This window comes from Pseudomonas sp. GW821-FHT05H12, assembly GCF_059419385.1.
Map to the genome: position 1 here is coordinate 88766 of NZ_JBWKRS010000022.1, position 24402 is coordinate 113167.

Annotated in this window: 2 protein-coding genes; both read left to right on the forward strand. The window is 66.5% G+C overall.

What is annotated here, in order from left to right; translation table 11 throughout:
* Nucleotides 1-12912 carry an amino acid adenylation domain-containing protein gene (locus AC07SU_RS19615; protein ID WP_494997957.1) on the forward strand — a complete coding sequence of 4304 codons (12912 nt, stop codon included), beginning with the start codon at nucleotides 1-3 and terminating at the stop codon, nucleotides 12910-12912.
* Nucleotides 12909-24242, forward strand: a complete 11334-nt coding sequence (locus AC07SU_RS19620; protein WP_494997958.1) for an amino acid adenylation domain-containing protein — start codon at nucleotides 12909-12911, stop codon at nucleotides 24240-24242. Before AC07SU_RS19615 ends, AC07SU_RS19620 begins: the two co-directional genes overlap by 4 nt.
* Nucleotides 24243-24402 lie beyond the last annotated feature (160 nt).

The following is a 24402-nucleotide window of genomic DNA, read 5'->3' on the forward strand; positions in this document are numbered from 1 at the left end:
ATGCAGTTCAGCGAATTATTGGCAGCGATTTCCACCCATGCGATCCGTCTGCAAACTGAAGAAGGCGACCTGATCATCCTCGGCGATGACGAAGCACTGGATGACGCCCTGTGGGATCAACTGATCGCCCACAAACCCCAGCTGCTGGCACTGGTTGCCGAACATGGCGGTGACTGGTTGAGCCCGGCCTACCGCATCACGCCGGACATGCTGGCGCTGGTCAACCTCGACCAGCCGGCGATCGACCGGATCGTGGCTGCCATCCCCGGTGGCGCAGCGAATGTGCAGGATGTGTACCCCTTGGCGCCGCTGCAAGAGGGCATGCTCTATCACCATTTGTCTGCCGAGCAGGGTGACCCCTACGTGCTGCACGCGCAGTTCGTGTTCGACAGCCGCGCGCGCCTGCAGCATTTTGCCCAGGCGCTGCAATGGGTGATCGACCGCCACGACATCCTGCGCACGTCCATGGTGTGGGAGCGCCTCGACGAGCCGCTGCAAGTGGTATGGCGCAAGGCGCCGCTGGTCTGTGAAGAGGTACCGTTGGGCGGTGGCGACATCCTCGCCCAATTGCTCGCCCGCTATGACGCACGCACGTTCCGCATGGACCTGGGCCAGGCGCCGCTGCTGCGCCTGGTGTTCGCCGACGACCCGGCAAACCAGCGGGTGGTGGCGATGCTGCTGTTCCACCACACCATCCTCGATCACACCGCCCTGGACGTGGTGCGCCATGAAATCCAGCTGTACCTGGCCGGCGAGCAGGCCCAGGCCGGTGAGCCGGTGCCGTTTCGCAGCTACATCGCCCAGGTGCGCCACGGCGTCAGCGAGCAGGCGCACGAGGCGTTTTTCCGCGACATGCTGGCCGACATCGACGAGCCGACACTGCCCTTCGGTCTGCAAGACGTGCAGGGCGATGGCCAGGGCATCGACGAAGCGCGCCTGCCCGTTGACAGCACGTTGAGCCGCCGCTTGCGCCAGCTGGCGCGGCCACTGGGGGTGAGCGTGGCGAGCATGATGCACCTGGGCCTGGCGCGGGTGTTGGGCGTGGTGTCCGGTCGCGAGGCCGCGGTGTTCGGCACCGTGATGCTGGGGCGCATGGGCGCGGGTGAGGGCGGCGAACGCGCCCTGGGCATGTTCATCAACACCTTGCCGCTGCGCGCCGATGTGGGCGGGCAGGGCGTGCGTGCCGGGGTCAAGGCGATCCATGAGCGGCTCACCACCTTGCTGCATCACGAGCATGCATCCCTGGCCCTGGCCCAGCGTTGCAGCGGGGTGGCCGCGCCGACGCCGTTGTTCAGCGCCATCCTCAACTACCGGCACAGCGCGGCAACCGACATGGACGAGGTCATCGAGGTGGCCGAAGGTATCCAGGTGCTGGGCGCCGAAGAGCGCACCAACTATCCGTTGACGGTCAATGTCGATGACCTGGGTGAAGACTTCGCGTTGACCGTGATGGTGGACGCCGCCATCGGCGCGCAGCGCGTTGCGAGCTACCTGCACACGGCCCTGGAAAGCCTGGCCGATGCCCTGGAGCAGCGACCGGATTCGCCGCTCAGCGGCCTGAACATCCTGCCCGACACCGAACGCCATCACCTGCTGCACACCCTCAATCACAGTCCTGCGCACTACGCCGATACGGCCCTGATCCACCACCTCGTCGAGTCCCACGCCGCCGCCCAGCCCGAGGCCATTGCGCTGCGTTTCGACAACCAACGGCTCACCTACCGCCAGCTCAATGAGCGCGCCAACCAGGTCGCCCATCGCCTGCTGGCCCAGGGCATTCGCCCGGACGACCGCGTGGCGATCTGCGTCGAGCGCGGCCCGGAAATGATCATCGGCCTGCTGGGCATCCTCAAGGCCGGTGCCGGCTACGTGCCGATCGACCCGGCGTATCCGCTGGAACGCATCGCCTACACCCTGGCCGACAGCGCACCGCTGGCCGTGCTGGTGCAAGCCAACACCCGCCACCTGGTCGGCGACCTGGCGCAGATCGACCTCAACGGCCTGCGCGGCGAATCCCTGGTCAACCCGCGTGTCAGCGTCAGCCCGGCCAACCTGGCCTACGTGATCTACACCTCGGGCTCCACCGGCCAACCCAAGGGCGTGATGATCGAACACCGCCAGGTGGCGCGTCTGTTCACCGCCACCGCGCACTGGTTCGGCTTCAACAGCAACGACGTGTGGGCGCTGTTCCACTCCTTTGCCTTCGACTTCTCCGTGTGGGAGATCTGGGGCGCGTTGATGCACGGCGGCCAGTTGCTGATCGTGCCGCAACTGGTCAGCCGGTCACCGGACGAGTGCTACACGCTGCTGTGCGAGGCGGGCGTGAGCATCCTCAACCAGACGCCCAGCGCCTTCCGCCAATTGATCGCCGCCCAGGCCGACAGCCCCCAGGCCCACTCCTTGCGCCAGGTGATTTTCGGTGGCGAGGCCCTGGAGCCGGGCATGCTCAAACCGTGGTATGCCCGTGCGATCAACGCCGGCACGCAACTGGTGAACATGTACGGCATCACCGAAACCACCGTGCACGTAACTTACCGCGCCCTGGAAGCGGCGGACGCGCAGTTGGTGGGCGTCAGCCCGATTGGCGTGCGCATCCCCGACCTGCAACTGTACGTGCTGGATGAGCAGCGCGAGCCGCTGCCAGTGGGCGTGGTCGGCGAGTTGTACGTGGGCGGTGCCGGCGTGGCGCGGGGTTACCTCAACCGTGACGCGCTGAACGCCGAACGCTTCCTGGCCGACCCGGCCACCGGTTTGCGCATGTACAAGACTGGCGACCTGGGCCGCCTCAAGGCTGACGGCAGCGTCGAGTACCTGGGGCGTAATGACGACCAGGTGAAGATCCGTGGTTTCCGCATCGAACTGGGGGAAATCGAAGCGCGGCTGGCCACTGCGCCCGGCGTGCGCGACGCCGTGGTCGTGGCGCGCGAGGACGTGCCGGGGGACAAGCGCCTGGTGGCCTACGTGATTGCCGAAGGTGAGCTGAGTGTCGCCGCCTTGCGCGACCATCTGCTGCTGAGCCTGGCCGACTACATGGTGCCTGGCGCGTTCGTATTGCTGGACCAATTCCCCCTCACCACCAACGGCAAGCTCGACCGCAAGGCCTTGCCTGCACCTGATGCCGAGGCGCTGGTGCGGCGCGGTTATGCAGCGCCCCAGGGCGCAGTGGAAACTGCTATCGCGGGGCTCTGGCAAGAGCTGCTCACCCTTGACCGTGTTGGCCGCGACGACAATTTCTTCGAGCTGGGCGGGCATTCCCTGCTGGCAGTCAAGCTGATCGAACGCATGCGCCAGCTGGACCTGAGCGCCGATGTGCGCGTGCTCTTCGGCCAGCCCACCCTGGCGGCACTGGCGGCGGCAGTGGGGGGGCAGCAGGAGGTGGCGGTGCCGGCCAACCGGATTACCGCAACCAGCCAACGCATCACCCCCGACATGTTGCCCCTGGTGGAACTGGAACAGCCCGCCATCGACCATATCCTCGCAAGCGTGCCTGGCAGCCTGGGCAATGTGCAGGACATCTACGGCCTGGCCCCCTTGCAGGCGGGCATTCTCTATCACCACCTGGCAACCAGCGAAGGCGACCCCTACGTCTTGCAGGTGCAACTCAGCTTCGCCGACAAAGGCGCGGTGGACGCGTTCGCGCGCGCCTTGAACAGCGTGATCGAGCGCAATGACATCCTGCGCACCGGCATCCTCTGGGAAGGCCTGGATGAGCCGGTGCAAGTGGTGCTGCGCCACGCGCCGCTGGTGGTCGAGCGCATCGAGGCGGCGGGCGCTGATGCCCTGGCCACCCTGCAACAACGCTTCGACCCGCGCCATTACCGGCTGGACCTCACGCGCCCCTCGTTGATGCGCCTGGCCTATGCCGAGCAGCAGGGGCGTTTCGTCGGCATCCTGTTGCTGCACCATATCCTGCTCGACCACACCGCGTTGAAGGTGCTGGTGGAGGAAATGAGCGCGAGCCTGACAGGCAGCAGCGCGCAATTGCCCGACGCGGTGCAGTACCGCAACTATGTGGCGCAGGCCAGGCTGGGCGTGAGCCAGGCGCAGCACGAGGGGTTTTTCCGCGAGATGCTCGGCGACATCGACGAGCCGACCCTGGCCTTCGGCCTGCAGGACGTCAATGGCGACGGCAGTGGCATCGTCGAGGCGCACTTGCCGCTGGAACCGGCGTTGAGCCTGGGCCTGCGTGAACAGGCACGGCAGTTGGGCGTGAGCACCGCCAGCCTGGTGCACCTGGCCTGGGCGCAGGTGTTGGCGCAGGTCTCCGGCCAGCCGGACGTGGTCTTTGGCACGGTGCTGCTGGGCCGCCTGCAGGGCGGTGAGGGCGCCGACCGCGCCCTCGGCATGTTCATCAATACCTTGCCGCTGCGTGTCAGTCTCGGCACGGTAGGCGTACAGGCGGGAGTGCGCGCCACCCATGCGCGCCTGGCGCAGCTGCTCGGGCATGAGCATGCCTCGTTGTCCCTGGCCCAGCGTTGCAGCGGCGTGCCGGCATCGTTGCCGTTGTTCAGCACACTGCTCAACTACCGCCACAGCGCGCCGGGCGAAGCACCGGGGGCCAGCCCGTTCGCGGCGTCCGGTATCGAAATCCTCAGCTCCGAAGAGCGCAGCAACTACCCGCTGGTGCTCAACGTCGATGACCTGGGCAGCGGCTTCGCCCTTACCGTGCAGGGGTTGGCCACATTGGACGTGCAACGGGTGGGCGACTACATGCTCACCGCGCTGCGCCACCTGGTGACCGCGCTGCAACAGGCGCCTACCACGCCGTTGCAGGCTATCTCGATCCTGCCGCCCGCCGAACGCCATCAACTGTTGGTGGACTTCAACGCCACCGCCCGCGACTACCCGGCGCAGCTTACCGTGCACCAGCTGTTCGAAGCCCAGGCGTTGGCCCGGCCCGAAGCGGTGGCGGCGGTGCACGGCGTGTTGTCATTGAGTTACCGCGACCTCAACCGTCGCGCCAACCGCCTGGCCCATCACCTGATCGGCCAAGGCGTGCAGCCCGGCGAAAGCGTGGCGATTGGCTTGCCTCGCTCTCTTGATTTGCTGGTCTGCCAACTGGCGATCCTCAAGTGCGGCGCCGTGTACGTGCCGCTGGACGTCAACGCCCCCGTCGAGCGCCAGGCCTTTATCGTGCAGGACAGCGGCGCCCGCCGGGTGCTCAACAGCCTGGCCGACCTGAACCTGGACGCGCAGTCCCCACGCAATCCCGAACTGCTCCAGTCGGCAGAAAGCGTGGCGTACATCCTCTACACCTCCGGCTCGACTGGCGCGCCCAAAGGCGTGCAGGTGCCGCATCGGGCCATCTCGCGGCTGGTGCTCAACAACGGCTATGCCGAGTTCAACGAGCGTGACCGCGTGGCCTTCGCCTCCAACCCGGCGTTCGACGCCAGCACCCTGGAAGTGTGGGCGCCGTTGCTCAACGGCGGCTGCGTGGTGGTGGTTGAACACGCGGTGTTGCTGTCCCAGGCCGCGTTCGCGCAACTGTTGCAGGAGCAGTCCGTCAGCGTGTTGTGGATGACGGCGGGCCTGTTCCACCAATACGCCGATGCGCTGATGCCGCATTTGCGCCAACTGCGCTACCTGATCGTCGGCGGCGATGTGCTCGACCCGCTGGTGATCAGCCGCGTGCTCCAGCACGGCAAGCCCCAACACCTGCTCAACGGCTACGGGCCGACCGAAGCCACCACCTTTTCCACCACCCATGAAATCACCGCTGTGGGCGAGGGTGGCATTCCCATCGGCCAGCCGATCGCCAATGCCCAGGCCTATGTGCTCGATGCGCGCCAGCAGCCGCTGCCGCTGGGGGTGGTCGGCGAGCTGTACATCGGCGGTGCGGGCGTAGCCAAGGGCTACTTGAACCAGCCGCAACTGACCGCCGAAAAATTCATCGCCAACCCGTTCGGCGACGGCCTGCTGTACCGCACCGGCGACCTGGCCTGCTGGCAGGCGGACGGCACCTTGCTGTACCAGGGGCGCAATGACCTGCAGGTGAAGATTCGCGGTTTCCGCATCGAGCCCGGCGAAATCGAAGCGGCCCTGGCCGCTTTCCCGGGGGTGAACGACAGCGTGGTGCTGGTGCGTGAAGACGAGCCCGGCGACAAGCGCCTGGTGGCGTACTACACCGCCCAGGCGGCGCTGGACATCGAAGCGCTGCGCAGCCACCTGCAAGGCCGCTTGCCCGACTACATGGTACCGTCGGCCTATGTGTGGCTGGAGCTATTGCCACTCACCGCCAACGGCAAGCTCGACCGCAAGGGCCTGCCGGTACCGGACCAGAACGCGCTGCTCAGCCGTGGCTATGAAGCGCCGGAAGGCGAGGTAGAAACCCTGCTGGCGCAGATCTGGCAGGACGTGCTCAAGCTTGAGCGGGTAGGGCGTCACGATCACTTCTTCGAGCTGGGCGGGCATTCGTTGCTGGCGGTCAGCCTGATCGAACGCATGCGCCAGGTCGGCCTGAGCGCCGATGTGCGCGTGCTGTTCAGCCAGCCGAGCCTGGCCACGCTGGCAGCGGCGGTGGGCAGCGGGCGCGAAGTGCGGGTGCCGGCCAATGGCATTCCCGGGGGCTGCACCCGGATTACGCCGGACATGCTGACCCTGGTGCAGCTCGACCAGGCAGCCATCGACCGAGTCGTCGCCAGCGTGCCGGGCGGCGCGGCAAACGTGCAGGACATCTACCCGCTGGCGCCCTTGCAGGAAGGCATCCTGTATCACCACATCAGCGCCGAACACGGCGACCCGTACTTGCTGCAATCGCGCATGGCCTTCGACAGCCTGGAGCGCTTGCACGGGTTCATGGGCGCGTTGCAACAGGTGGTTGCGCGGCACGACATCCTGCGCACCGGCGTGGTCTGGGAAGGTCTGGACAGCCCGGTGCAAGTGGTGTGGCGCGACGCCCAGTTGGTGGTGCAAGAAGTGGCGCTGGACCCGGCCGACGGCGGCATTATCGAACAACTGCATGCGCGTTTCGATGCGCGTCATTACCGCCTTGATATCACCCAGGCGCCGTTGTTGCGCATGGTCTACGCCAAGGACCCGGCCAACGGGCGGGTGGCAGCGATCCTGCTGTTCCATCACCTGGCCCTGGACCACACCGCCATGGAAGTGGTCGGCCAGGAAATGCGCGCCTTCCTGTTCAACCAAGCGCAAGACTTGCCGGCGGCCGCGCCGTTTCGCAACTACGTGGCCCAGGCGCGCCTCGGCGTGAGCGTGGCCGAGCACGAGCAATTCTTCCGCGACATGCTGGCCGACATCGACGAGCCGACCTTGCCCTTTGGTGTGCAGGATGTGCAGGGCGACGGGCGTGAAATCGAAGAAGCCGAGCTGGCGCTGGACGCCACGCTGGCCCAGCGGGTGCGGGAGCAGGCCCGGCTGGCAGGCGTCAGCGCGGCCAGCCTGATGCACCTGGCCTGGGCTCAGGTAATGGGGCTGGTGTCCGGGCGTGATGAGGTGGTGTTCGGCACCGTGTTGATGGGCCGCATGCAGGCCGGCGAGGGCGCGGATCGGGCCCTGGGGATGTTCATCAACACCTTGCCATTGCGGGTCGATGTGGCGGCTGGCGCGGCCGTGGCGGTCAAGGCCACCCATGCACGCCTGACGGCCCTGCTCGGGCATGAGCACGCCTCCCTGGCACTCGCCCAGCGTTGCAGTGGCGTGGCGGCCGCGTTGCCGTTGTTCAGCACCTTGCTCAATTACCGTCACAGCAACCCGGGCGAAATGGCCCGCGATGGCCAGGGCATCTGGGAAGGCGTGCAGTTGCTCGGCGGTGAAGAGCGCAGCAACTACCCGCTGACATTGAGTGTGGACGATCTGGGCAGCGGGTTTGGCCTGACGGTGCTGGCCTTGCCGCAGATCGGTGCCAGGCGCCTGTGCGACTACATGCACAACGCGGTGGCGCAACTGGTGACCGCACTGGAAACCGCACCGGGCACTGCGCTCAATCAACTGGCCGTGCTGCCGGTGGCCGAGCGCGATACCCTGCTGCGCGACTTCAACACCACCGCCGCAGACTACCCGACGGGCCAGACCCTGCACGGCGCGTTTGAGGTGCAGGCCGAGCGCCAACCCCACGCCGTTGCCGTGGTGCAAGACGGCGAAGCGCTGACCTATGCGCAACTCAACCGACGCGCCAACCAGCTGGCCCATCACCTGCTGGCGCTCGGTGTGCAACCGGACGACCGCGTGGCGATCTGCTGCCGTCGCGGCCCGCAGATGCTGGTGGGCTTGCTGGCCATTCTCAAGGCCGGCGCCGGCTATGTGCCAATTGACCCGGCATACCCCGCCGAGCGCATCCGCTACCTGCTGCAAGACAGCGCCCCGGTAACGGTGCTGGCCGAAGTCAGCACCCGAGCATTGTTGGGATCGGTAGCCAGCGTGGACTTGCAGGATTCGAGCTGGCAGCAGCAACCCACCCACAACCCGCACGTGCCTGCGCTGACCCCGGCGCACCTGGCCTACGTGATCTACACCTCCGGCTCCACCGGCCAGCCCAAAGGCGTGATGGTGGAACACCGCACCGTGGAAAACCTGGTGCACTGGCACTGCGAAGCCTTCGGCCTGGACCGTGCGAGCCACACCAGCAGCGTGGCTGGTTTCGGCTTTGATGCGATGGCCTGGGAAGTCTGGCCGGCGCTGTGCGTGGGCGCCACCCTGCACCTGCCGCCCGCCAGCGTCGGTAACGAGAACATCGACGAATTGCTGGCCTGGTGGCTGGCGCAACCGTTGGACGTGAGCTTCCTGCCGACGCCGGTGGCCGAGTACGCCTTCAGCCAAAACCTGCAGCACCCGACCTTGCGCATCCTGCTGATCGGCGGCGATCGCCTGCGCCAGTTCAACCAGGAACGGCGCTTTGCCGTGATCAACAACTACGGGCCCACCGAAGCCACGGTGGTCGCCACCTCCGGGCGTGTGCGGGCCGGCCAGGGCTTGCACATCGGCCGGCCGGTCGCCAATGCCTATGCCTACGTGCTGGATGCGCAACAGCGCCCGGTGCCGGTGGGCGTGGCCGGTGAGTTGTACGTGGGCGGCAGCGGCGTGGCGCGGGGTTACCTGAACCGCGCAGACCTGACGGCCGAACGCTTCCTGCAAGACCCGTTCAACCCGGGGCGCATGTACCGCACCGGCGACCTGGTGCGCTGGTTGCCCGACGGCAATCTTGAGTACCTGGGGCGTAACGATGACCAGGTCAAGTTGCGCGGTGTGCGGGTTGAGCTGGGCGAAATCGAAAGCCGCCTGGCCGCCCTGGACGGTGTCGGCGAAGCGGTGGTGCTGGTGCGCGACGGCCGCTTGGTGGCGTGGTTCACCGAGCAACGGCCGCTGGCGATTGAAGGCTTGCGCGAGCAACTGCAAGCCGTGTTGCCCGACGCCTTGGTGCCGGTGGCGTATGTGAAACTCGACGCGCTGCCCCTGACCGCTAACGGTAAGCTGGACCGCAAGGCCCTGCCCGAACCCGATCAAGCCGCTTTGCTCAGCCGCGACTACGAGGCGCCCCAGGGCGAGGTTGAAACCACCCTGGCGCGGATCTGGGCCGAGGTGTTGCAGGTGGAGCAGGTCGGTCGGCACGACCATTTCTTCGAACTCGGCGGGCATTCCTTGCTTGCGGTCAGCCTGATCGAACGCATGCGTCAGGTGGGCCTCAGTGCCGATGTGCGCGTGCTGTTCAGCCAGCCGACCCTGGCCGCACTGGCCGCCGCTGTGGGCAGTGGCCGTGAAGTACAGGTGCCGGCCAACCGAATTCCTGCGGGCTGCCAGCGCATCACGCCGGACCTGTTGCCGCTGGTGACACTGGACCAGTCGACCCTCGACGACGTGGTCGCCCGTGTCCCGGGTGGCGCAGCGAATGTGCAAGACATCTACCCGCTGGCGCCGTTGCAGGAAGGCATTCTCTACCACTACATCACCGCCGAAAGCGGCGACCCCTACCTGCTGCAATCGCACCTGGCCTTTGACAGCCTCGAGCGCCTGAACGCCTTCGCCCAGGCGCTGCAACAGGTGATCGACCGCCACGACATCCTGCGTACCGGCGTGGTCTGGGAAGGCCTGGCGCAACCGCTGCAAGTGGTGTGGCGCAGTGCGCAACTGAGCGTGGAGGAGCTGCACCTGCAAGGCGATGTGCTGGCGGGCCTGCATGAGCGGTTCGATGCACGGCGCTACCGGCTGGACATCAGCCAGGCGCCGCTGATCCGCCTGATGTACGCCAAAGACCCGGCCAATGCGCGGGTGGTGGTGGTGCTGCTGTATCACCATATCGCGCTGGACCACACCGCGTTCGACGTGGTGCTGCGCGAAATGCAGGGCCACTTGCTCGGCCAGCCGGCCCCGACGACAGCGCCGATGCCGTACCGCAACTACGTGGCCCAGGCGCGCCTGGGGATCAGCGAGCAGGAGCACGAGGCGTTCTTCCGCGGCATGCTCGGCGATATCGATGAACCGACCCTACCGTTTGGCTTGCAGGATGTGCGCGGCGACGGCAACGCGATCACCGAACACACCCTGCACCTGGACAGCGACCTCAACCGCCGCCTGCGTGCCCAGGCCCGTCTGTTGGGCGTGAGCACCGCCAGCCTGTTCCACCTGGCCTGGGGCCAAGTGCTGGCGGCCACATCCGGCCGTCACAGCGTGGTGTTCGGCACCGTACTGGTGGGCCGTCTGCAAGGGGGCGAGGGCGCCGACCGTGCCCTAGGGGTGTTCATCAACACCTTGCCGCTGCGCCTGGATATCGACGCGCAAGGCGCTCGCGCTGCCGTGCGAGACACCCATGCACGGCTGAGTGCGCTGCTCGGGCATGAACATGCGTCCCTGGCCCTGGCCCAGCGCTGCAGCGGGGTGGCTGCACCCGCGCCACTGTTCAGTTCGATGCTCAACTATCGCCATCGCGGCGCGGCGACCCGCTCGGTGGACGCGCAACAGGCGTGGCAAGGCATGCAGACGCTGGTCAATGACGGGCGCACCAACTACCCGTTGACCCTGAACGTGGATGACCTGGGCGACGGCTTTGACGTGACGGCCTTGGCGCAACTCGACCCGCAGCGGGTCTGCGGTTACCTGCACGTGGCCCTGTGCGGCCTGGTCGAGGCCCTGGAGCAGGCGCCGCAGCACGCGCTCAATCGCCTGCCGGTGCTGGGCGAAGAAGAACGGCACAGGCTGCTGGTGACCTTCAACGCCACCGACGTGAGTTACGACCTCGACCAGACCCTGCATGGCCTGTTTGAAGCCCAGGTACAACGCACGCCGGATGCCATCGCCGTCAAGGCCGAAGAACAGCACCTCACGTATCAACAACTGAACGAGCACGCCAACCGCCTGGCCCATCACCTGCGTGAGCAGGGCGTGCAGCCGGATTCGCGGGTGGGCATCTGCCTCGAGCGCGGCCTGGATATGGTCATCGGCCTGTTCGCCATCCTCAAGGCCGGCGGCGGCTACGTGCCGCTGGACCCGGCGTACCCCCTCGACCGCATCGCCTACATGCTGCAAGACAGTGCGCCGGTAGTGGTGCTGGCCCAGGGCGCAACCCGGGGCCTGTTGGGCGAGGTGCCGGTGATCGACCTCGACCAACCAACCTGGCAGCACCAGCCCTTGAGCAACCCTGAGGTGCCGGGTCTGACGGCGCAGCACCAGGCTTACGTGATCTACACCTCCGGTTCCACCGGCCAGCCCAAGGGCGTGATCAACGAACACGCCGGGGTGGTCAACCGCTTGCTGTGGATGCAGGACGCCTATGGCCTCAAGGACCATGATGCGGTGCTGCAGAAAACCCCGTTCAGTTTCGACGTGTCGGTGTGGGAGTTCTTCTGGCCGCTGATGACCGGCGCACGCCTGGTGATGGCGCGTCCGGGCGGGCATAAGGAACCGGCCTACCTGTGCGAAGTGATCGCGGCGCAGCACATCACTACCTTGCACTTCGTACCGTCGATGCTCGATGTGTTCCTGGCCCACGGCGACGTCAGCCAGGCGGCCGGGCTGGTGCGCGTGATGTGCAGCGGCGAAGCCCTGCCGGGCAGCCTGGTGCGGCGCTTCAAGCAGCAATTGCCGCAGATCGGCCTGTACAACCTGTACGGCCCCACCGAAGCGGCGGTGGATGTGACCGCGTGGAATTGCGCGCGGCCGCAAGTGCCGGACAACACGCCGATCGGCAAGCCCATCGCCAACACCCGCATGTACCTGCTGGATGCGCAATTGCAACCGGTGCCCCTGGGCGTGGTCGGCGAGTTGTTCATTGGCGGCGTGCAAGTGGCGCGCGGTTATCTCAATCGCCCGGACCTCACCGCCGAGCGCTTTCTCAAGGACCCGTTCACCAACGGCCGGATGTACCGCACCGGTGACGTCGGCCGGTACCTGCCCGACGGCAACATTGAATACCTGGGGCGCAATGACGACCAAGTGAAGATCCGTGGCCTGCGCATCGAACTGGGGGAAATCCAGGCGCGCCTGCTCGACCATCCCCAGGTCAGCGAAGCCGCCGTGGTGGCCCGCGAAGACCGCCTGGTGGCCTATTACACCGGCGTGCCCACCGACATCGACAGCCTGCGCGCCCACCTGCTGCTGCACCTGCCGGACTTTATGGTGCCTGCGCTGTTCGTGCACCTGGAGGCGCTGCCCCTGAGCCCCAACGGCAAGCTCGACCGCAAGGCCCTGCCGGCCCCGGGCATGGCAGCGCTGAGCGTGCGCGAGTACGCCGCACCGCAAGGCGAAACCGAAACCCTGTTGGCGCGGCTGTGGGCCGAACTGCTGGGCGTGGAGCGGGTGGGGCGGCATGACAATTTCTTCGAACTGGGCGGGCATTCGCTGCTCGCCGTGAGCTTGATCGGGCGCTTGCGCCAGGAAGGCATGGAAGCCGATGTGCGGGCGTTGTTCGAACAGCCGACCCTGGCTGGCTACGCCGCCATAACCGAACGAATGGAGATCGTCCTGTGAGCATTCTCGAACTGCTGGCGACGCTGAAGAGCAAAGACATCCAACTGGCGCTCAAGGGCGAACAGTTGGCGGTGCAAGGTAACAAACAGGCGCTGAGTGACCCGGCCATCATGGCCGCGTTGCGCGAGCACAAGCCGGGGTTGATCGAGTTGATCAAGGCTGGCGACTACACGGCGACTAAGGCTGGTGAAGTCGAGGTGCCGGCCAATGGTATTGCGGCCGGCACCGAGCACATCACCCCGGCCATGCTGACGTTGTCGACGTTGAGCCAGGAGGAGATCGAGCGGATTGTCGCGACGGTCGACGGCGGCGTGGCGAACATCCAGGACATCTACCCGTTGGCGCCGTTGCAGGAAGGCATTCTGTTTCACCACGTGAGTGCTGAACAGGGCGACCCGTATGTGATGCAGTCGCAGTTCTCGTTCGACAGCCTGGCGCGTTTCGAGGCGTTCGCCCAGGCCTTGCAGGCGGTGATGGATCGCCACGATATCCTGCGCACCGGGGTGGTGTGGGAAGGGCTGCAAGAACCGTCGCAAGTGGTGTGGCGCCGGGCGCAGTTGCCGATCCAGGCCCTGGTGCTGGACCCGGCCGACGGCGACATCGCCGCGCAACTGCATGCATTGTTTGATGCCCGCCACTACCGGCTGGACGTGACCCAGGCGCCGTTGCTGCGCCTGGTGCGTGCCGACGACCCGGCCAATCAGCGCATCGTCGCAACCTTGCTGTTCCACCACATGGCGCTGGACCACAGCGCGCTGGAAGTGGTGTGCCATGAGCTGCAGGCGTGCCTGTTGGGGCAGGGCGCGGCGCTGGGCCAGGCGGTGCCGTTTCGCAACTATGTGGCACAGGCGCGGCTGGGGATCAGCGAGCAGGAGCACGAGAGCTTCTTCCGCCAGATGCTCGGCGACATCAGCGAGCCGACCTTGCCGTTTGGCTTGCAGGATGTGCAGGGCGATGCCCGTGGCATTACCGAGGTCAACCTGCCGCTGCCTGCGCCGTTGGCCCAGCGTTTGCGTGCCCAGGCCCGGCAATTGGGCGTGAGCGCGGCGAGCCTGTTTCATATGGGCTGGGCGCAGGTTCTGGGGGCACTGGCCGGCAAGCAGCAGGTGGTGTTCGGCACCGTGTTGATGGGGCGCATGCAAGGCAGCCATGACACCGAGCGGGCCCTGGGGATTTTCATCAACACCTTGCCGTTTCGCGTGGACGTGGACGCCACCGACGTGCGTGCCGGGGTCAAGGCCACCCACGCGCGGCTGACCACCTTGCTGCGCCATGAACACGCGGCCCTGGCGCTGGCCCAGCGCTGCAGTGGGGTGGTGGCGCCGACGCCGCTGTTCAGTGCCTTGCTCAACTACCGCCACAGTGCGCCGGCCGCCAGCGCCAACGCCGCATCGGCCTGGCAGGGCATTGCCGCCCTGAGTGCCGAAGAACGCACCAACTACCCGCTGACCTTGAGCGTGGATGACCTGGGCGAAGGGTTTGGCTTGAGCCTGCTCGCCAGCACGGCCGTGGACCCGCAGCGCGTGTGTGCCTACCTGCACACCGCGCTGGAGAACCTGGTGGCGGCACTGGAACAGGCCCCCCACACCGCCCTGAACCAGGTGGCTGTAGTGCCCGCCGCCGAACAGCAATTGCTGCTCGAACAGTTCAACGCGACCCACGCCGACTTCCCCCAGGGCACCACCTTGCACGGGCGCATCGAAGCCCAGGCGGCCCGGACGCCCGAGGCCATTGCGGCCGTGCATCAAGGCCGCCAACTGACCTACGCCGAGCTGAATCAGCAGGCCAACCTGCTGGCCCACCACCTGCTGGCACTGGGTGTGAAGCCCGATGACCGCGTGGCTATCGTCGCCCGCCGTGGGCTGGACACGCTGGCCGGGTTGCTGGCAATCCTCAAGGCCGGTGGCTGCTACGTGCCGGTGGACCCGTCCCACCCGGCCGAACGCTTGAACTACCTGCTGACCGACAGTGCCCCGGTGGCGGTGTTGACCCAGCAGGCCCTGCTTGATCGCCTGCCGGCCCTGGAAGTGCCGGTGATCAACCTCGACCGCTACACCTGGCAGCACCATTCGGCGAGCAACCCCAAGGTGGCCGTCACGCCCTCACACCTGGCGTATGTGATCTACACCTCCGGCTCCACCGGCTTGCCCAAGGGCGTGATGGTGGAGCACCACACCGTGGCCAACCTGGTGGACTGGCATTGCACGGCGTTTGACCTGTGCACCGGGCGCCACACCGCCAGCGTCGCCGGTTTCGGCTTTGATGCGATGGCCTGGGAAGTGTGGCCAGCGCTGTGTGTCGGCGCGACTTTGCACTTGCCGCCGGCCAATGACGGCGCCGAAGACATCGACGCGCTGCTGGCCTGGTGGTGCGCGCAGCCTTTGGACGTGTGCTTCCTGCCGACGCCGGTGGCCGAGTACGCGTTCAGCCAGCAGATCGAACACCCCACGTTGCGCACCCTGTTGATCGGCGGCGACCGCTTGCGCCAGTTCGGCCGGGCGCAGCATTTCGAGCTGATCAACAACTACGGCCCCACCGAGGCCACGGTGGTCGCCACGTCCGGCAAGGTGGAGGCGGGCGGGGTGCTGCATATCGGCAAACCTATCGCCAATGCCACGGTGTACCTGTTGGATGAACAGCAGCGCCCGGTACCCTTGGGCGTGGCGGGGGAGCTGTACGTGGGCGGCAAGGGCGTGGCGCGGGGTTACCTGAACCGCCCGGAACTCACCGCCGAACGCTTCCTCGACGACCCCTTCAACGGCGGGCGCATGTACCGCACCGGCGACCTGGCGCGCTGGTTGCCGGAGGGCAACCTTGAATACCTGGGGCGCAACGATGACCAGGTGAAGATCCGTGGCGTGCGCATCGAACTAGGGGAAATCGAAACCCAGCTCAACCAATTGGCCGGCATTCTTGAAGCGGTGGTGCTGGTGCGTGAAGAACGTCTGGTGGCTTACTTCACCGAGAACCCCCAGATCGATCCGTTGGCGGTCGGCGATATTCGCGCCCACCTGGTGGCGCACCTGCCGGACTACATGGTGCCGGTGGCCTACATGAAGCTGGACGCGCTGCCCCTTACCGCCAATGGCAAGCTCGACCGCAAGGCCTTGCCGGCGCCGGACCAGGCCGCCGTGTTCACCCGTGAATACGCCGCACCCGAGGGCGAGATCGAAGGCGTACTGGCGAGTATCTGGAGCGACGTGCTGCAGGTTGAGCGCGTTGGGCGCCACGATCATTTCTTCGAACTGGGCGGGCATTCGCTGCTGGCCATGCGCATGGTCTCCCAGGTGCGCCAGCGCCTGGGGGTGGAGCTGCAACTGGGCGACCTGTTTGCCAACGCCGAACTGTGCGCGGTCGCCGAGGTGCTGGCCCAGGCCGGGCGCAGCACCTTGCCGGATATCTTGCCGGCCAACCGCGATGAAGACGTACCGCTGTCGTTCGCCCAGCAACGCCTGTGGTTCCTGGCATTGATGGAAGGCGCCAACACTGCCTACAACATTCCCATCGGCCTGCGCCTGCGTGGGCAACTGCATGTACAGGCCCTGCAACGGGCGCTGGCGCGCATTGTGGCGCGCCACGAAACCCTGCGCAGCCGCTTCGCCCAGCACGGCGACACCGCCCAGGTGCTGATCGTGCCGGCCGAAGACGTGCTGCCCCTGCAAGTGCAGGACCTGCGCCGCCACCCGCAGCCGCAACAGGCGCTGGACGCGTTGATCCATGGCGAAGCCTCGGCGCCCTTCGATCTGGAGCGTGGCCCGCTGCTGCGTGGGCGCCTGGTGGTGATGGCCGACGATCACCATGTGCTGTTGCTGACCCTGCACCACATCGTCTCCGATGGCTGGTCCATGGGCGTGCTCACCCGCGAGTTGATGGCGCTGTACCAGGCGTTCAGCCACGGCTTGCCGGACCCGCTGCCGGCCTTGCCGATCCAGTACGGTGACTTCGCCGTGTGGCAACGCCTGTGGCTCAGTGGCGAGGTGCTGCACCGCCAAAGCACTTATTGGCAGCAGGCCCTGGCCGGTGCGCCGGCCTTACTCACGTTGCCCACCGACCGCCCGCGCCCGGCGCAGCAGGACTACGCCGGCAGCAGCGTCGACGTGCGCCTGGACGAACGCCTCACGGCCGGGCTCAAGGCCTTGAGCCAACGCCACGGCACCACCTTGTACATGACCTTGATGAGCGCCTGGGCGGCCTTGCTCGCGCGGTTGTCCGGCCAGCAGGACCTGGTGATCGGCTCGCCGGTGGCCAACCGCACCCGCAGCGAGGTGGAAGGGCTGATCGGCCTGTTCGTCAACACCCTGGCGGTGCGTATCGACACTTCGGGTGAGCTGAGCGTCGAGGCACTGCTCGCGCGGGTCAAGGCCCAGACCCTGCAAGCCCAGGCCCATCAGGACCTGCCCTTCGAGCAGGTGGTGGAAATCACACGGCCGGTACGCAGCCTGGCCCACAGCCCGTTGTTCCAGACCCTGCTGACCTGGCAGGACAGCAGCGCGCCCACACTGGCCCTGGGCGACCTGGCGCTGGAAGGCATTGTCGAGAACAGCCACTTTGCCAAGTTCGACCTGTCGCTGAACCTGGGCGAAGTGCAGGGCAGCATTCTCGGCGCGCTGGAGTATGCGGTGGCGTTGTTCGATGAAACCACGGTGCAGCGTTACGTCGGCTACTTCACTCGTGTATTGCAGGCCATGGTCGAGAACGATCAGGCGGTGCTGGAACACCTGCCCCTGGTGGGCGAGCGGGAACGTCAGCAGGTGTTGTTCGAGTTCAACGCCACCGACGTCCCTTACAACCTCGACCAGACCTTGCACGGCCTGTTCGAAGCGCAAGTGGCGCGCACGCCGCAGGCGGTAGCGCTCAAGGCTGGCGAGCAAACGTTGACCTATGCCGAACTGAACGCGCAGGCCAACCAACTGGCTCACCACCTGCTGGCGCAGGGCGTGCACGCCGGTTCGCGGGTGGCGATCTGCGTGGAGCGTGGCCTGGAGATGGTCATCGGCCTGTACGCGATCCTCAAGGCCGGCGCCGCCTATGTGCCGCTGGACCCGGCCTATCCGCCGGAGCGTATCGCCTACATGCTGCACGACAGCGCGCCCCAGGTGGTGTTGGCTCAAGGCAGCACGCGGGGCTTGCTGGGCGATGTGCCGGTGATCGACCTGGAGCAGCCGACCTGGCAGCACCTGCCCCTTGATAATCCGCACACCGAGGCCGTGAGTGCCTATGTGATCTACACCTCCGGCTCCACCGGGCAGCCCAAGGGGGTGATCAACGATCACGCCGGGGTGGTCAACCGTCTGCTGTGGATGCAGGACGAGTACCGGCTGACGGCCGACGACACGGTCTTGCAGAAAACCCCGTTCAGCTTTGACGTGTCGGTGTGGGAGTTCTTCTGGCCGTTGATGACCGGCGCGCGTTTGGTGATGGCTGCGCCGGGTGGGCACAAGGACCCGCAGTACCTGTGCCGGGTGATCGCGGCGGAGCAGGTCACCACCCTGCATTTCGTGCCGTCGATGCTCGACGTGTTCCTCGCCCATGGCGAGCTGAGCCAGGCCGCCGGGCTGGTGCGGGTGATCTGCAGTGGCGAAGCCTTGCCGGGCAGCCTGGTGCGACACTTCAAGAAGCAACTGCCCGGCAGCCAACTGCATAACCTGTACGGCCCGACGGAAGCGGCGGTGGATGTCACCGCCTGGAACTGCGCGGGGCCGGTGACGCCGGACAACACCCCCATCGGCAAGCCGATTGCCAACACGCGCATGTACCTGCTGGACGCCCAGTTGCAGCCGGTGCCCTTGGGCGTGGTGGGCGAGCTGTTCATTGGCGGCGTGCAAGTAGCGCGAGGTTATCTCAATCGCCCGGACCTAACGGCTGAACGCTTCCTCAAGGACCCGTTCACCGAGGGCCGCCTGTACCGCACCGGTGACGTGGGCCGCTACCTGCCAGACGGCACCATCGAATACCTGGGGCGCAATGACGACCAGGTGAAGATCCGTGGCCTGCGCATCGAACTGGGGGAAATCCAGGCACGGCTCACCGAATACCCGGCGATCAACGAAGCCGCAGTCATCGCCCGCGAACAGCGCCTGGTGGCGTACTACACCGGTGAACACAGCGATATCGATGCCTTGCGTGCCCACCTGTTGCAGCACCTGCCGGAATTCATGGTGCCTACGACCTTTGTTCACCTCGACGCATTGCCGTTGAGCCCCAACGGCAAGCTCGACCGCAAGGCACTGCCCGCGCCGGGCCTGGAATCGCTGGCCGTGCGCGAGTACGAGGCACCCCAGGGCGACACGGAAGTGGCCCTGGCGAGTGTGTGGGCCGAGTTGCTCAACGTGGAGCGCGTGGGCCGTCACGACAATTTCTTCGAGCTGGGCGGGCATTCGCTGCTGGCGGTCAGCCTGATGGGACGCCTGCGCAGCCTGGGCTTGTCGGCAGACGTGAAAGTACTGTTTGCACAGCCGACGTTGGCCGGTTTGGCGGCGGCATTGGGCGGCAGCCGTGAAGTGGCAGTGCCCGCTAATCGAATTGGCGCCGGTTGCACGCATGTCACCCCGGACCTGTTGCCGCTGATCACCCTGGAGCAAGCGGCCATCGACCGCATCGTTGCGTGCATCCCCGGTGGCGCGGCGAATGTGCAGGATATCTACCCGCTGGCACCGTTGCAGGCAGGCATGCTCTATCACCATCGAGCGGTGCCCGAAGGCGATGCCTACCTGTTGCAGGCGCAATTTGCCTTCGACCATCACGAACGCCTGGAAGCGTTCGCCATGGCCTTGCAGGCCGTGATCGAACGGCACGACATCCTGCGTTCGTCGTTCCACTGGGACGGCTTGGAAGAACCGGTGCAAGTGGTGTGGCGCGACGCGACGCTGCGTGTTGAAACCGGGGCGTTGCCCCTGCGCCTGGACGTGGGCCAGGCGCCGTTGATGCGCCTGGTGTATGCCCAGGAACCCGGGCGGGTGGTCGCCACCTTGCTGTTCCATCACCTGGTGATGGACCACATCGCCCTGGAAATCCTGCAACACGACATGCAGGGGTTCCTGTTGGGCGATCAGGACGGGCTGGGCGAAGCGGTGCCGTATCGCAACTATGTGGCCCAGACCCGCCTGGGTGGCGGTGACCATGAAGGGTTCTTCCGCGAGATGCTGGGCGACATCGACGAGCCGACCGAAGTCGAACCGCTGGGCGATGACGCGCCTGCGCAGCTGGCGCTGGACCCGCAGTTGAGCCAGCGCTTGCGCAGCCAGGCCCGTGAGGCCGGCGTAAGCAGCGCGAGCCTGATGCACCTGGCGTGGGCCCATGTGCTGGGCAAAGTGTCCGGGCGTGAGCGGGTGGTGTTTGGCACGGTGATGCTCGGTCGCCTGCAAGGGGGCGAGGGCGCCGAACGGGCCATGGGGGTGTTCATCAACACCTTGCCGTTGCGCGTCGACCTGGGCGAGCGCCCGGTGCGTGACGCACTGCGGGCCACCCATGCGCGGCTGACGCAACTGCTCAGCCATGAACACGCGCCGCTGGCACTGGCCCAGCGTTGCAGTGGCGTGCCGGTGGGCACGCCGCTGTTCAGCGTGCTGTTCAATTACCGGCATAGCGCGCCGCAGGCCGGAGGTGTGGCCGAGGCGTGGCAGGGCATTCAAGTGCTCAAGGCCGAGGAACACACCAACTATGGCCTGTCGTTGAGCGTGGATGACCTCGGTGCAGGGTTCAGCCTCAAGGCCACGGGGCCGGGCGCGCGGCGTTTGTGCGAGTACCTGCAGGTGGCGCTGGAGCAGGTGGTGCAGGCCCTGGAGCAACGCAGCGAGATTGCTATCGGCCGCTTGCCCGTGCTGCCGGCGACCGAAGTTTTGCAACTGCAAGGTTTCAACGCCACGGCGCGGACCTTTCCCCGTGAACACACCGTGCAGCGCCTGTTCGAAGCCCAGGCCCAGGCTCGCCCGGGCGCTTTGGCCGTGCGCCATGGCGAGCAGACGCTGAGCTACGGTGAGTTGAACACTCGCGCCAATCATCTGGCTCATCATCTGTTGGGACTGGGCGTGCTGCCGGGCGACAACGTGGCGATCCTGCTGCCGCGTTCTGTCGATCTGCTGGTGAGCCAACTGGCCGTGCTCAAGTGCGCGGCGGCCTATGTGCCGCTGGACATTCATGCGCCGGCCGAACGCCAGGGCTTCATGCTGCAGGACAGCGGCGCGGCGTGGCTGTTGACCCGCAGCGATATGCCCGTCGGCTATCCGACCCGGCGCCTGGACCTGGACACCCTGGCCCTCGACCCGCAGCCCAGCCACAACCCCGACCTGTCGCAGTCCTCGGACAGCGTGGCGTACATCATGTACACCTCCGGCTCCACCGGGACGCCCAAGGGCGTGCTGGTACCGCACCGTGGCATCACGCGGCTGGTGATCAACAACGGCTATGCCGATTTCAACGCCGCCGACCGCGTGGCGTTCGCCTCCAACCCGGCGTTCGATGCCAGCACCATGGACGTGTGGGGACCGTTGCTCAATGGCGGCCAGGTGCAGGTGATCGACCACGCCACCTTGCTCGCCCCGGCGGCGTTCGGCGCGGCCCTGGAAGGCGCGACGGTGCTGTTCGTGACCACGGCGCTGTTCAACCAATATGTGCAGATGATCCCCGACGCCCTGGCCGGGTTGCGCATCCTGCTGTGCGGCGGCGAGCGAGCGGACCCGGCGGCATTCCGCAGCCTGCTGGCGCGAGCCCCGGCGTTGCGCTTGGTGCATTGCTACGGGCCGACGGAAACCACCACTTACGCCACCACTTATGAAGTGCGCGCCATTGCCTTTGATGCGGAAAGCGTGCCGGTGGGCCGGCCGATTTCCAATACCCACATCCATGTGCTGGACGCGCAACTGCAGCCGGTGCCGCTGGGTGTGACGGGTGAAATCTGCATCGGCGGCGACGGCGTCGCCAGGGGCTATTTGAACCGTCCCGAGCTGACGGCCGAGAAGTTCGTCAGTGACCCATTCAACTCGGGTGCCCTGATGTATCGCACCGGTGACCTGGGACGCTGGACGGCGGACGGCTTGCTCGAATGCATCGGGCGCAACGACGACCAGGTGAAGATTCGCGGTTTCCGCATCGAGCTGGGTGAGATCGAAGCGCGCCTCGCCACCTTCGCCGGCATCCGGGAGGTGGTGGTGTTGGCCCGTGAAGATAATCCCGGGGACAAACGCCTGGTGGCCTATTTCACCTGGGCGGCAGAGGCGCTGGAGATCGACCGCGTGCGCGCCCACCTGCACGGCCAGTTGCCGGACTACATGCTGCCTTCGGCCTATGTGCCGCTGGCGCAACTGCCGCTGACCGCCAACGGCAAAGTCGACCGTAAAGCCCTGCCTGTCCCGGCTATGGAGGCCCTGTGCAGCCGCGATTTCGAAGCACCGGCCGACGCACTGGAAGAGACCCTGGCGCAACGTTGGGCCGAGGTGTTGAGGGTGGAACACGTGGGTCGGCACGACAGCTTCTTCGAGCTGGGCGGGCATTCGTTGCTGGCGATCCGTCTGGTCAACCTGCTGGAAGAGGCCGGGTTGCCAGTGTCTCTGGCCGAGCTGTTCCAGCACGCAAGCGTGGCCGGCGTGGCGAACCTGCTGCGCCAGCGCACGGGTGAGCCGGAGCGTGACCCCGCGGTGATCACCGTGCGCAGCAGCGGCGCGCAACCGCCGTTGTTCCTGGTGCATGAGTTCAGCGGCATGGACGTGTATTTCCCCGCATTGGGCCAGCACCTGCCGGGGGATTACCCCATCTATGGCCTGCCGGGCGTGCCGTTGGGCGAAGCGCACCTGTACACCCTGGAAGGCCTGGCGGCGCGGATGGTCGGGCTGATCCGCAGCCTGCAACCCCACGGGCCGTATCGCGTGGCGGGCTGGTCGTTTGGTGGCGTGTTGGCCTATGAGGTCGCCATGCAACTGCTCGGGCTGGATGAGCCGGTGGCGTTCCTCGGCTTGATCGACAGCTACGTGCCGCGCATGACCGACCAGGGCAAGGCGCGCTGGAGCGGCCCCGAGGCCCTCAAGCGGCATTTGCTGTTGCAGTGCACGGCGTATTGGAAAGCACAGGGAGGTGCGAATGAACTGGAAAGCCTTGGGCAACTGGAGGCGAGCCTTGGACAGCTGGACTTTGCGGGCTTGCTGCAACGCTGTCGCGATCAAGGTTTGCTATACGCGCAAATGGCAGCGGCGTCGGACGCCGACCTCTTGAGCTTCATCGAGCGCGAAGTGGGGCACGGGCACGCGCTGGCGCACTACAGCCTGTTCCCATTGCCGATTCCGGTGCACCTGTTCAGCGCCGAGCAACGGCCTACCGAGCTGTCCCGTCGCAGCCAGTCCCTGGGCTGGAGCGAGGCGTTGGCACCGGGGCAACTGCGCCAGGTGGACGTGCCGGGCGATCACCAGAGCATGATGCAGGCGCCGCATATCCAGGCCCTGGGCCGTGCGATGACTGACGCCTTGGCGGGTGCTGTGCCGATGGCGCATGCGGTGCATCAACCGTTGTTGCGTATCCAGGGTGGCCGTGCTGGGAACGCCCCGGTGTTCTGCGTGCCGGGGGCGGGGGACAGCGTCACCGGGTTCGTCGGGCTCGGCGAGGCATTGGGGCGTGACTGGCCGTTGTACGGCCTGCAGCCACGCGGCCTCGACGGTGAGTCGGTGCCCCACAGCCAGGTGGAAGCGGCGGCGCAGTGTTATCTGACAGCGCTGGCGCACGAGTGCCCGCACGGGCCGGTGCACCTGGTGGGGCATTCATTTGGTGGCTGGGTGGCGCTGGAAATGGCGCTGCGGTTGCAGGCGATGGGGCGCGAGGTGGCGTCGTTGACGGTGATCGACAGTGAGTCGCCCGGTGGCAATGGCGTGGTGGGGCGGCCGTATACGACGACGGCGGCGTTGTTGCGTTTGATCGAGGCGATGCAGGTGTCGGCCGGGAAGTCGTTGGGGATCGATCCGCTGGACTTTGCCGGGCGTGATGAACGCGTGCAACGGCAGCTGTTGCATGGGGGGATGGTGAACGTTGGGTTGTTGCCGGGGCGTGCTTCGGTGGACGCGATGGAGGGGCCGGCGCGGACCTATGCGGCGGCGTTGCGAACGGTGTATCGGCCGGTGCAGCGGTATCGTGGGGTGGTGCGGTTGGTGTTGGCCCAGGACCCGGCCCTGGATGCGGCGGGGAATCAGCGGGAGCAGGGGTTGATGGTTGAGGGCTGGGGGAGACAGGGGAGTGGGGTGCAGGTTTGGTATGGTGCAGGGAATCACTTTACGTTGCTCAAGGCGCCGAATGTGCAGGGGTTGGCGCGGTGGTGGCTGGATGGGGTGGTGGTTGGGGAGGTGGTTTCGTGAGGGGTGTGCGTTGTAGGAGCTGGCTTGCCTGCGATAGCGGTGGTGGGTCGGTGTACATATCCGTTGCTGCGGTAACGGCCACCTATGGTTCCGCTCTTACAGCGGGTCACTTTTGGAAAGGCCCAAAAGTAACCAAAAGGCCTTCGCCCCACCACTCGGC

Coding starts and splice junctions, on each gene's coding strand:
- AC07SU_RS19615 (WP_494997957.1), top strand. CDS start 1: ATGCAGTTCAGCGAATTATTGGCAGCGATTTCCACCCATGCGATCCGT.